Source organism: Congregibacter brevis, assembly GCF_045689245.1.
GTDB classification, from domain to species: Bacteria; Pseudomonadota; Gammaproteobacteria; order Pseudomonadales; family Halieaceae; genus Congregibacter; species Congregibacter brevis.
In genome coordinates, this window is sequence record NZ_CP136865.1 from 206,439 (window position 1) to 219,004 (window position 12,566).

Annotated in this window: 10 protein-coding genes and 1 tRNA gene; 3 read left to right on the forward strand and 8 right to left on the reverse strand. The window is 53.0% G+C overall.

Features of this window, described 5'->3' with window-relative positions:
* The 3 genes from ppk2 to R0137_RS00885 form a co-directional block, all read right to left on the reverse strand.
* On the reverse strand, positions 1 to 780 hold the full coding sequence (gene ppk2, locus R0137_RS00875; protein ID WP_407327829.1) for a polyphosphate kinase 2: 780 nt from the start codon (positions 778 to 780) through the stop codon (positions 1 to 3).
* A gap of 30 nt (positions 781 to 810) precedes the next feature.
* A complete protein-coding gene (locus tag R0137_RS00880; protein WP_407327830.1) occupies positions 811 to 1,686 on the reverse strand; it encodes a DUF302 domain-containing protein in 876 nt (291 codons plus the stop codon).
* Between the two features lie 89 nt (positions 1,687 to 1,775).
* Entirely contained in the window at positions 1,776 to 3,353 is a 1,578-nt protein-coding gene (locus tag R0137_RS00885) for an arylsulfatase (RefSeq protein ID WP_407327831.1), read from the reverse strand.
* Positions 3,354 to 3,425: 72 nt separating this feature from the next.
* Here R0137_RS00885 and R0137_RS00890 point away from each other — a divergent pair.
* A tRNA-Gly gene (locus R0137_RS00890) sits at positions 3,426 to 3,499 on the forward strand.
* Positions 3,500 to 3,502: 3 nt separating this feature from the next.
* Here R0137_RS00890 and R0137_RS00895 read toward each other — a convergent pair.
* The 4 genes from R0137_RS00895 to R0137_RS00910 form a co-directional block, all read right to left on the reverse strand.
* Entirely contained in the window at positions 3,503 to 3,937 is a 435-nt protein-coding gene (locus R0137_RS00895; RefSeq protein ID WP_407327832.1) for a DUF6265 family protein, read from the reverse strand.
* Positions 3,938 to 4,036: 99 nt separating this feature from the next.
* Positions 4,037 to 5,968 carry a DUF3604 domain-containing protein gene (locus R0137_RS00900; RefSeq protein WP_407327833.1) on the reverse strand — a complete coding sequence of 644 codons (1,932 nt, stop codon included), beginning with the start codon at positions 5,966 to 5,968 and terminating at the stop codon, positions 4,037 to 4,039.
* Between the two features lie 73 nt (positions 5,969 to 6,041).
* Positions 6,042 to 7,556: a phospholipase D family protein gene (locus R0137_RS00905; protein ID WP_407327834.1), complete on the reverse strand. Its 1,515-nt coding sequence runs from the start codon at positions 7,554 to 7,556 to the stop codon at positions 6,042 to 6,044.
* A gap of 13 nt (positions 7,557 to 7,569) precedes the next feature.
* Positions 7,570 to 9,420, reverse strand: a complete 1,851-nt coding sequence (locus R0137_RS00910) for a DUF3604 domain-containing protein (RefSeq protein ID WP_407327835.1) — start codon at positions 9,418 to 9,420, stop codon at positions 7,570 to 7,572.
* A 150-nt stretch (positions 9,421 to 9,570) separates the two neighbouring features.
* Between R0137_RS00910 and R0137_RS00915 the strand changes: the two genes are divergently transcribed.
* Positions 9,571 to 10,257, forward strand: coding sequence for a LolA family protein (locus R0137_RS00915; RefSeq protein WP_407327836.1), 687 nt, complete (start codon positions 9,571 to 9,573; stop codon positions 10,255 to 10,257).
* A gap of 21 nt (positions 10,258 to 10,278) precedes the next feature.
* Entirely contained in the window at positions 10,279 to 11,238 is a 960-nt protein-coding gene (locus R0137_RS00920) for a GGDEF domain-containing protein (RefSeq protein ID WP_407327837.1), read from the forward strand.
* On the opposite strand, the gene R0137_RS00925 is transcribed toward R0137_RS00920, so the two are convergent.
* Complete coding sequence (locus tag R0137_RS00925; protein ID WP_407327838.1) at positions 11,235 to 12,518, reverse strand: tetratricopeptide repeat protein; 1,284 nt, start codon at positions 12,516 to 12,518, stop codon at positions 11,235 to 11,237. The genes R0137_RS00920 and R0137_RS00925 overlap by 4 nt on opposite strands.
* Positions 12,519 to 12,566: the final 48 nt, after the last annotated feature.

Below are 12,566 nucleotides of genomic sequence, written 5' to 3' on the forward strand. Positions count from 1 at the left end.
CTAACTATAGTTGTCTTCCACCCACCGCCGGTTAGCAATACTCGCACTATCATCGTAAGCGTCGGTCATGTCCCGCGGTGGCAAATCAGTAGCGGTGCGCTCTTCTTTTACATAGGGCACCTGCGACAAGAAATGACGAATCACGTTTAAACGTGCGCGCCGCTTATCATCAGACTTAACAATATTCCAAGGCGCAAAATCCGTATCGGTAGCTCTTAACATATCGTCACGAGCCCGGGAGTACTCAAACCAACGCTCTCTGGCCGGTATATCCATGGGAGACAGCTTCCACTGTTTTACCGGATCGTCGATACGATCCTGAAAACGCTTTTCCTGCTTTTCTTCGCTGACCTCGAGCCAGTACTTAAGAAAGATCACACCACTATCAACAATCATACTCCGTTCAAAATTCGGGCACTCCTGCAGAAATCGCTGCGACTCCTGCTCGGTACAGAAGCCCATAACCCGCTCGACACCGGCACGGTTGTACCAACTGCGATCGAAGACCACGATTTCCCCAGCGGCGGGAAAGTGACTGATGTACCTCTGCAAATAAATTTGACTCTTTTCTCGATCCGAAGGTTTCGGTAAGGCCACAACGCGAAACACCCGCGGGCTGACCCGCTCGGTCAAAGCACGAATACAACCGCCTTTGCCCGCGGCGTCCCGTCCCTCAAAAACCACGATTACACGCTGGGCGGTATCCTTAACCCACTCTTGGAGTGCAACCAGCTCTGCCTGCAATTCACGCAATTCCTGCTCGTAGTGCTTACGTTTCATAAACTGCTCCTGCCGGTTCTTTAATAACGACTACTCTACCGCCAAGGCATCGCCAAAGGTTTTCTTCAATCGAAAGTTAATCACCCGTAGCGCTGGAGCCTTGCTAACACCCTGTCGCTCCGCCAAAGCAAGAAGGTCATTAAACGACAAATGGTTTACGCCTTCTTCATCCTGCCAAATCAAAAACTTCTGACAAAAGGCATCAAGCCCCAGGGTGAGCGCAGACGCCATGGCTTTGCCCCCTGGGCCTGGACCGCCAAACAAGATCATGTGTGACGGGAGTATCGAGACTCCGGCTTCTGCTGCGTTCGCTTGAAAATCAACAACCCCAAATTGCACTGTGTCGCCTTGGGCACTAATGGCTTCATTTACTCGCTTAACGGTTTCTTCGAAATCGAAGGGGCTGTCGATGGTGATTATGCCGTCGGGCTGCATTACATCACTAGCAAATTGCGTGAGAACTTGTGAAGAGACGCCTGCTACGGCTGTAGCAAAACTCTGCTCGTAGCGCTTGCTGAGGGCTAGGGTTTCCTCTGGATTCAGCCCATACCGCGAAAGCAAGTAGTCAAAAGAATTGTAAATAAGCGATGGAGAACCGTCATCACCATCTTGAAACGTTAAAACTCTCAGAGGTAAATCCAGGGCCGTCAGCGGGTTCTCTTGTATCAAACTTGTCTCTAGCTCTGGGTCAGAAAAAATAATAACCCGAGCGGGAGGTATGGGCGACTCCGCCTCATGTGCTAAACGAGAGTGGTCTATGTCAGCGATTTCACGCAAATAATCCGCCGTAGCCAGATTCTCCTTAATCTGACCCACGACACTATCGATGGGCGCGTAGCGAGAAGTATCTATTGGACTTTCACCACCGCAGGCGATCAAGATCGCCGAAGTGACGATTGCGGTCAAACCTGCTCTAGCACTTTTCAAAAAGCCGCACATACCTACTCCAATGCTAACGCGTACAGCGCCTTGTTACGCCATCAGGAAGAACTCCGTTACTGAGCGAACCCGTTGTCACTAGTGGCATGTTCGGTAATCGCTGCCTCGTTGGCTAAACCCGCACCCCTTGGGGGAAACTTCGCAAGAGTCATCAAATGACGCTTAACCAAATTCTTTGCGGGACCAAAAGTCCACATTTTGTCGCCCATCCACTTTGTGTAGAGGCCTGACTCTTCCGCAACTTTCTCATAGGGGTCCCGCCGTAAGTTAAAGAGTAGAGGTGCATTAAGCTCTTCCTTGGGACCTGCCCAGCCTTCATTCTGAACCACGAAGTGAACCTTCCAATCTTTGTAGCGCACGGCCTGCAACGTGGGGCCGGCATAGTAAAAGAGCTCGTCTCGATTACTACCTGTTTCTCCTTTCAAAAATGACATTTGATTGACACCATCGAGATGAACTTTAAACCCCTCATAACCTTTGAGTAACTGCGCTGGTAAATCGCTAGGGCCTCCACCGGCATTTACAAAAGTCGGGAGCCAATCCATCCCGTCAAAAATACCGTTGTAAACAACGCCAGCGGGGAATTTCCCAGGCCAGCGCACAATCGCTGGGACCCTAAACCCACCTTCCCAGGTCGTGCCTTTCTCGCCGTGAAATGGAGTCGTGCCGCCATCTGGCCAAGTCATTGTCTCGGGACCGTTATCGGACGTAAAAACGACTATCGTATTGTCCGCGATACCCTGCCGGTCAAGCTCTTCAAGGACCTTACCCACATTGTCATCCAACTCTTGCATCACAACGTCTTGCAAACCCTTGCCATTACCCAGCTGCTCTTCGTATTCCGGCTTTAAGTGCGTCCACACGTGAGCTCTTGCCGGTGCCATCCAGACAAAAAAGGGCTTCTCGTCCTTCACCGCTCTCTGAATAAAATCTAGCGTGTGTGCCGTAACCTCGTCATCCAAGGTTTCCTGACGCTTGGGAGGCGCTGGGCCATCATCGACGATTCGTTGTTTACCTACTCGCCCCCAACGCTCATCACTGGACTTATCGTCTTTTTGGGTGGCAAAGGAATGGATGATATTTCGAGGACCGTACTGCGCGACAAATTCCGCATCGTCTGGCCAGTCTGGATCCGATGTGTACTCCATCGCATTGAGGTGATAAAGCCAACCCCAGTACTCATCAAAGCCACGATTAGTGGGCAGGAACTTATTGAGATCGCCCAGGTGGTTTTTCCCAAACTGTCCCGTCGCGTAGCCCATCTTACCAAGCAGCATAGGAAGGGTTGGATCGTCAGCATGAAGGCCTTTCTCTTCGCCTGGCAGACCTACAGTATGCATGCCCGTACGCACCGGCAGCTGACCAGTGATGAACGCGGCGCGTCCCGCTGTACAGGAAGGTTGGGCGTAGTAATCCGTAAGCCGGACTCCCTCGCTTGCAAGCTTATCGAGGTTCGGAGTCTTTATACTCTTGATGCCACCGTGGTAACTACCCAGACTTGCCCACCCTACGTCATCAGCCATGATCACGATTATATTGGGCTTATCAGCGGAAAAACCCGCGGACGAAAAGGCCAAGAGAATCAGTAACGACGCATAACGCGCTACCCATCTGTTGTGATTATTTACTGCCATACTATGCTCCTGAAAACTGCGTTTTGGTGACTCGACTCGCAAACTGTAAGATCAGCCTCCGGAGAAGAAAAAGCGGGCGTAGTTTAATGGTAGAACCTCAGCTTCCCAAGCTGATGACGTGGGTTCGATTCCCATCGCCCGCTCCAATATTAAGGCTCTAGGGGGCCTTCGATTTTCATACCACGATCACAGTTCTCCTGGACAAAAGAAAGCTGCTGTTCGCCATTCATCAATGAGATAACCGCCGTAAGGGAATCTTCGATTCGTTCATAAGCAATACGCTGAGGATAATCGTGGGAGGGGTTCTCGAAAACAACACGCCGTTCACTAGTTTCGCTCAGCACAAACACCGCCGAGCTCTGTCCAGAGGGATGCGCTGTGTAGGTCAGTGTTCCACCTACTTCGCGAATGTAAAGCAGTTCGTAAAATCCTATCTCAGAACTTTCTACCGATGCGCTAAAGCCCAGCAAGGATCCATCAGGATTTTTGACCCAAACCTCCTTACTGTAGTTCTCGTAGGACTCCCAGCAACCGACGAGCCAATCCAAGTCGACTGGCTGAGCATGCGCGAGAGGCGTGAACATCGCCGCGCATGTCAAGGCGCGTTTCAGCGTAATACGTAGAGCACTACTCTGAACATTTCGTTTGGCAACGCCGACGGTTGTTCGCAGTGATACAAGCAACTAGGGCGTGTACCAAATCGGCGATGTGTAACCCCGTTCCTGGTGCACTAACTCCACATGATCGGGGATCTTAGCGCCAAGGCGGACCTTGTCATAAAGAACCCAACGAGGCGTGGGAATCTCGATGACACGGACGTAATAAAAAGCACTTTCCTGAGCATCAAAATCCGGGTCTTCCCAGACCGAAATCAACTCAGATGCGCCAATGGTGTTAGTCCAATTCGCCGCTTCCAGATCGACAGTGTTCCCCACGGGAGGCAGCTTGCCGTTGGCATCCGGGACTCTATCGTCCGACCAAACCACATCGTAGACTTTTTCCTTCAGGTCTCCACGCTTATCCATCCAGCCTTTTACGATCTGTATTCGATCGAGGTTTGCTCCAATGGGATCGCGCAAAGCGTAAACCATAAAGCTTGGCGACTTACCGCTGGGCGCTGCGCGAAGATCGCCACCCATAGGCACACCTTTTTCATAACCGACAAAAGCCGGCTGTCTGCTCCGTACATCCTCAGCATCGAAATCCCACCCGCCAAAAAAGCGCACAGCCATCCGCGTGCCCGTCGTTGCGTAGGTTTCCTTGCGCTCCATGGCATCAAACAATGCCGCACGGGTATTCTCGGTCGCCCAAACACCTTGATAACCTGACGCCAAAAGCATATCGCCTTCGATAGCACCCAAAGCCGATTTCACAAAAGGATGTTCAACACGCGTAGCAGAGGGCTCTACACTTACCGACTTGCCGAAGAAGTTATCTTCCTCGGGAGTGGTGAGGGATGTGTGTGAATCGGTAGCGCCGATGAGACCGAACTTGTAAGGATTAGTGCCGAACTTCTTCTCTAGCGCTAAACCTTGTTTGAGCGCCTCGCGGGCATATTCACCTGACAACATCTCGGGCTTCTTGAGCTCTGAGATATCGAGGTTACCCACGTCCCACGTGCCGTAGTCCGCAAACTCATCATCCGGCGACAAACTTGGATGGGTTTCACCATCGCCTTTGATTTGCGTGACCTCATAGAGCGGCTCCCACTTGGCACGCAGGTTTACATACTCCTTGTTGACCCGACCGCCGGCATAGGTTTTGTCGACGGGAAACATCCATCCATTAGACAGGTTTCCGTTGTGGGAAATTGCCAAAGCGCGCCCCCCCGTCTTGCTCTCGTAATTCTCTAACCACTTATACAGGTCTAGAGGATCTGTACTTCCCACAGGGGGCATCGTGGTCATAGGAACGACCTGACCCGCACGATCACCGTTGTCGCGCAAAATCACGTTGCGGTGCAAGTTGAAACCTTTCGGGACCGAAGTCCACTCAAAGCCAATAAACGCAGTGAATCGTCCCGGCTCGTTATAGCTATCCGCCTTCTCGATTATCTCGTCCCACAGGCTGTTGTACACATCTGCACCGGGGCTGTACTGCTCTAACAGCTCCGCGGGAATGGTGCCCTGAGAGAAATCTCCAATGAGGTCAAATGCAGCTTCGCCAGCAGCCTGACCGCCTTTGGCAAAGCCTTCCGCCCATTCCTTGCCCTTGGGAACCACGAGAATGTTAGGCGCGCCACGCTGAATGTCGGTAGCGATACCCATAAGGTCCGAATGATCAGTAATGACTAGAAAGTCCAAAGGTCGGCTGAGCTTTACTTCCTGCCCAGTTGAAGAGGTAACCTGCTCCCCACGAGCCAGACGATAAGCCGTGTCGTGGCCGGTCGTGTTGCCAAATAAACCGGCATCCAGAGAGAGTCCCGTGTGTAGATGCGTCTCGCCCCAGAAGACCTGACTAGGAAACGCCCTATCGGCCCAAGGGGAGTAGCTCTTACCGGGATACAGACCGTTTAGATCCTCTGTCCGTAAAGCGCCACCATCGTGTTGCGCCTGAGCACCCGAACTTAGTACTAACGTCGCCGCAGTAAACAATGTGACTTTCAGCTTACTCACAAGATCACCTACCTGCTTATTATTATCTGGTAATTCAGTATGCACCCAGACTTTATGAGCGCGCAAGATTGAGTCACATCTGCCCCTCGATGGGCAAATGCGCAAAGAACCAATCTTCCAGTCGCTGCATATAAGAGGCCGCAGGTTGCTCAGAGAGCGTCGTTCCTTCGGCCACCCAAACCACCTTGCTTGATTCATCGAGCTGCAGGCTCCAGGCATTGGCCTGACTCAAATCGGACTCCACGCCTTCTCGAATCTCCGCGTTGAGCGCCGGGCTTTTCACCAGCAAGCCCACTTCAGTATTTATCCGCATTGATCTGGGGTCCAGATTGGGGCTGCCCACAAACACATGCTCACGATCAATCACCAGCACCTTGGCGTGAAGAGCCAAGGCTTTACCATCGGTGGGGGAAAGCATGTAACGGTCGCGACCTTTTGCGTCGATGCGTACTTCATGAAGCTCGGCACCGTCGGTCACCAGTTCGTCAATGTGATTGCGATAAGCGCTGTGAGCGGTGATGTGGTTATTTGAACGGATAGAGTTTGTGAGAATTCGAACGCGGACGCCTCGCTGTATGGCCTGTTCAACCAACTCCTCCAATCGCGGTGATGGGATCAAGTAGGCGGATATGACAATCACCTCTTCCTCAGCACTTTCAAAAGCTTCAAGAAGCCGCTGCGCTAGCTGCACCGGCGCACTCTCCAGCGCATTGATATCCGCCGGAGGCGGTATATCCACCAGTAGCTCGGCCTCCCCGGAGATCGCAGCATCCACCGCAAGCCGCCACTTGGCCCGCAAGGTGGATTGATCGTATTCACCGCGAGCTAAGATATCCCGATCCTTGAGAGCGACAGCTTCCGTCAGGCGCTCATAGTTCGGGAGGACGTGAGAGATGCTGCTGATAGGAACCGACCAGATGTCGTTCCAGTACGTATCGAACACCTCACTGAGACGGGGAACTACGCTTCCTCCTACGAGAAGCTCCATATCACGGAAATTTGCTTCTTCGTGAAAACCAAAATACTCGTCGGCAAGATTCCGCCCCCCAATAATGGCTACCCTGTTGTCCACCAACATGACTTTGTTATGCATGCGGTGATTCAGACGCTCAAAGTCTCCAAGATTCATCAGTTCGCGGGTGGCAAAGCCGTCATGTCTTCGCTGGTACGGATTGTAAACGCGATAAGAGATATTCGGATGATCTGCCAGCGCCAGGAGCAAGTCGTCTTCTCCAAGTAAAAAGGAATCATCCACCAGCAAGCGCACTCTTACACCACGCTCCGCCGCCGCAAGTAAGCGGTTCAGAATCGCCGATCCCACCGTATCCAAGGACCAAAGAAAGGTCTGTAGATCAAGGCTGCGGCTCGCCGAGTCAATCGCGGTTAATCTCCAATCAAGAGCCGTAGCTCCGTCATTTAACAGGATGTTCCAGTCGTCGCTGCGCAGCTCCTCAAGCTCAGTCCAGAGCGGTGTAACCGCTGGCGCGCTGGCAAACTCATCGCTCGTCTTCTCGGGTGGCAAAGTCGAACAAGCGTGGAGAGCAAACGCAGTCGTAATTACGGCGACCAAGCGTCCAAAATTCGTCATGGGGCGATACACCTTAGGGCACATACCAAATCGGCGAGCTCCAAGCCCGCTCTTGAACAGTCGCAGGCACGTCATCAAGAAGCGGCTGGTTAAAACGCACTGCGTCGTAGGTGGTCCATCGCGGCGTTGGAATCTCGAGGGTCCGAGTGTAGTAAAGCGCTGGCTGTCTCGGATCAAAGTCCGGGTCAGACCATGTGGTCATCAGCTCTGTAGCACCAATGGAATTTCGATAGGTAGCAGTGGCAACATCCACGGTGTTACCCACCGCAATCGTGCAGCGTCCGCTCTCGTTAATTGTTCGTCCATCCGACACCACTGCATCATAAATTCGCTCATGGGTTTTTCCATCGCTATCAACCCAACCTTTGATGATCTGCACGCGATCCAGATTCGCACCTTCGGGGTCTTTCATTGCGTGAATATAAAACCTAGGTGACTCAGAAAGGGCCGTGAGCGTCGACCCCATGGGCAGGCCATCACTATAGCCAAGCTCTAGCATTTCCCGGGAGTTATCCACGGCCTCTGGCAAATTAGCTCCCGCGAAGAATCGGGGCTTCAATCGCGGCCCGGAAGTAACAAAGGTCTCACGCGCTCTGAGCGCATCAAAAATTGCGCCCCGGGTATTCTCTGAAGCATAGACGCCGGTAATTGATCCAGGACTTGAATCTCTCGCAGCTATCCAACCAGGAATGTCATCTACACGGCGGCGCTCTACAGATCCATCTGCGGCACCGTGACTGCCAACATAGGTACTTTCTACTACATCACCGGGAGTACCGTTGTGGCTATCTGTGCCCCCAACAAAACCCAACTTGTAAGGGTTCGCGTCGAGACTCTGCTCATAGGCAAGGCCATCTATCACCGCAGCACGAACAAAGTTCTTCTTCGCGTACGTACGTTTACTGTGTGTCTCTACGCTATCTGCGTTTTCAAAATCAGCAAACTCGTCAGCGGGCCAAAACTTGCGGTGCACTTCGGAATTGCCCTTGATCTGCATCATCTCGATAAGCGGTTCAAAATGGCTCCTTAAACGGGCGTACTCGAAATCCAGCGGGTTCCCTGAATTGTCTACGGGCTCAAACATAAAGCCCTTACTAGCGTTGGAGTTGTGCGGAATCGCCAACAGTGTCGAGCCTAACTCTTCCTGAGCGCCCATCCACTTCCAGAGATCCTCCTCATCGGGGGAGTCTATGGACGAAAAAGGTAAAGCCGGAACGTGATCATCTCGAAAAACAACGTTGCGATGCATATTCCCGCCCTTTGGGGCAGCAGACCACTCGTAGCCGATCAACGTGGTAAACGTGCCTGGCTCATAGTGATCATTAGCGGTTGAAACCATGAGCTGCCAGGCGCTTCGTACCGCGACCTCGCCCGGATAAAACGCCGTATGCTTTGGCCCACCACCGCGAGAGTTTGCTACGACTTCACGAAGAAACCACGCTTCCTGCTCTTCATAGGAACTCAGGTTCCTGAGCTCATGGAGCTTCTCGTTGTCATAGCCAGGCGTGCCTGTCACCTGAGTCGCCTGCATTTCACCGATGTACTCCGCATGATCTGTGATAGCTGCGAAGTCCAATGGCCGTCCGATGCTATGAGGCTGGCCGTTGACTGTCATGGATTCGCCCTTGGCAAAGCGGTAAGCCATGGACGGTGTTAAGCGCGCACCGCCAATGTAAGCATCCAGAGAATAAGCCGTGTGAAGATGCAGCTCCCCAAAAAACGCCTGCTTGAGTGTTACCTGGGGTTCCATCCCGTCCTTTTGAGCCAACACCGCTGCAGTGCTCATAGTGAGCCCAAGACCGATGACCAAAGCCTTCCAAGGACTGTGAAACCCCGCTTTTCTGCCTGCGATCTGTTGAAGCATGATTCACTACACCTATATTCTGTTGGCTAGGAGGCGGGCACTGAGTAATACACCAAGTTTCGCTCGCCAAAACAGAGTATCGCCCCAAAGTCGCTAATGCACTAAGCTGAATATTAGCTCGTCGTAATATCACAATAAGGAGAGCCCTTCATGCACAAGTTTCAGAAGTTACTTACAACTGTATTTCTTGCGTTAGCAAGCACTGCAACGTTTGCCGAGATGCCGGCAATTAGCTGGGAGTTAGACAATGCCGTCCGACAAATCGAGGGTCAGGCAAAAGCCTTTGAGTCTGCGATGGCGAGCGTGTCTTTCGTAGCTACGGATGCAGACGGTAACGTTTTGGAAGAGCACAGTGGCAATGGCTTTATCCGTGAGAACGGAGATATGCGCTACAGCCGAGCTGATAACAACAGTGTTGTACTTGTCGACGGAAACAAAATCTTTGAGTACGACGGCAATGCAAAAACCGTAACGACTCTATCCACGTCCAAACATAAAGAGCGCCTGGAGCCCCTGTATCGACTGGGCTTTACGATTTCTGGCAGAGATCTCAAGGATCGCTATCTGCTGACTATACTTGGCGAAGAAGCTATAGGTGACACCCGCACCCTCGTGCTTGAGCTCACACCAAAGCGCGATAACGACCGCGCCATCGCCGGAAAGATTCGTCTCTGGATAGATCAGGCTTCCTGGATGCCTCGGCGTCAGGAGTTTGGGTCCACCGCGACTCGAGTCACTACTACCGTTGATTACACAGACATGGCGCGTAATCTCGAGCTTAATCCTGATCTCTTCAAAGCCAAGTGGCCCAAGGGCACCAAGAAGATCCGTCAGTAAGCCTTTTTGGGCTAGGCGCCGATGCTTTACCCGAGACCGGATGCCAGCCTAAGGTCGGACTGGCAATCGGTCGTCGAGATTCTGGAAGAAAATACCACGGCGGATCACAGCCTACTTCGTGTGGCCTATCCCACAAGTACAGAAATTATTGCCGCTTCTCCAAGCGACCAAAAGTTGTTCAGCGTCGGGCATCGCGATCATCGCAACGGCAATCAATACTGTGAGGAAGTGCTCCTCCGGCGTCACACCATAAGTGTGCAGGACGCTGCGTCCGACGCGCGTTGGGACGGGTGCACCGAGCGGCGAAGTGGCTACCGAGCCTACTGTGGAACACCTCTGCTCTGGCCTGATGACGAAGCTTTTGGCACGCTCGACTTACTGAAGACGCAAGCCTTCTCGGATTCGGAGCTAGTATCCGCCAAACGGCTTCTTGAAAATCTGGGCACTGGTATAAGCGCTCAGCTTGCACTGCTCTACCGTAAGCAAGAGCAGCAATTTCAAAACTCCCACGACGCGCTCACTGGCATTCCCAATCGCACACTTATGGCAGAGCTTGCCAAACAACAAATGAGACACCAGCAGCGCCATGGCGGTGAGCTTTGGTTACTGCTGTGGACCGTTGACGAATTGAGCACACTGGTTCCCGGCGGCGGATCTGGGGATACGGGCACTCTCCTGCGGTCAATCACTGAGCGAGTTCGCGGCTGCACTCGTCAATCGGACGTCTTGGCGCGTCTCGATGAACACCGGTTTGCGATACTGATTAGTGATGCCAATGAGTTCATCGCTGGTGCGGTCGCAGATCGTATAAGACGCAATGTCCGCAGAGTTTCTCTGGCGTCGACGAAAGCGCCTCATATGAGCTTTGGAATGAGTGCTTACAAGGGCGAAGAGGCTTTCGATGACTGGCTGTCTCGCAGCGAAGGTGCTTTGCATGCAGCGATGAAAGCGGGCGGCAATCAAACGGTGGTTCGCGGCTAATCCAGCAAGCGATACTGCCGCCCCCGAAGTTCGCCGTCCACACAGACCCCGTCCACTATCGCCGGCCGCGCGTGGGAGTCACGCAACCATCGGGCGACTCGAGCGGCTAATCCACTACTGCCCTCGCCCTGCACCACAGCATCAACTCTAGAGATATCTCCCCGGTCTGACACGCGAAAGCCCGCGACAATGTTTGCTTTGACGGCTATCTGTGGGTCAAGCAACGACTTCCATAGACCCGAATCCTCCGGCAGCACCGCCGGATTCGACAGCTGCTTTCGTAACGGCAAGCCGTCATCGCCAGATGCCATTTCCCAGGCGGCGGTATAGCTGTCGCAGGCCTGCCCCCACTTGGCATTCCACTGCTGCCAGTTTCCAAGACGGAGATACAAACGCGCACGAGTAAGCGCAGGTTGCTCTTCGGCGATCTCAATGAGCTCTTCTAAAAGTACGCGTCCCTTGCCGTAAGTCAGCATCTGGCTCCGTTGCATGAAATGCGCAGCGGGGCTTACGGCGTCCCCTCCAAGACTAGAAGCCACCACAAAGTCTGTCCCTAAAAGAAGATACAGGTTGCGCAAGTGACTAAGGGATAGCGCCGCACGAGAGGTGTAGTCAAGCTCTCCTCGCTCGAGCTGTGCATCGAGCATATCTTCGTTGTCTTTAAAGGCTTCGAAAAAAAGGCTCATTTCTCCGCGAGAGCGCGGATCAATAAAGATGGCTCGCGCGCGGGCGAAGTAAGCAAGACTGTCGCGCAAAGCCGCCTCATCAAGCGGCCCCTTTCCCATGCCATGAACCCTTAAGACAGAGCGCATACTTTGCTGAGCTGAGTGAAAATCGCCAATGGCCTGATAGCTATCGGCCAAGGCGTAAAGGTAGGGAATCTGTGCTGGACTCAGAAGGCCTTCATTGACCCTGACAATCTGAAGAGCATTGCGATTCGCATTCAAAGCTGCTGGGTGATTACACAACGACGCGTAGAGCTTGCCGAGCTCTCCTATAGGGTCAGCCAGATTTGGGCTATAGGCGCCAGAATCCAGCAAAGCGTCGTCAAGACTGTCTTTCAGGGCATTAGCTTCCTCCCGGCCCGCACGACCACCGCTCTCGCAGGGAGCCTCCGTCTGCGTATCGATCACTCGAACGTATTTGCGACCAAAATACTCGGGGAGATGAGCCTCGACGCTGACGCTCACCAACGCGACCATCAACAGCGGCAACAAACCTGTATGTCGAACACGGCTTAAGAACACTTTGTTCTTCTCGTTGTTGTAAGCTTTAAGCAACTCATGTTGCTCCGAGCTTAAGAAAACAGACCGCTTGGCGGCGGCGTC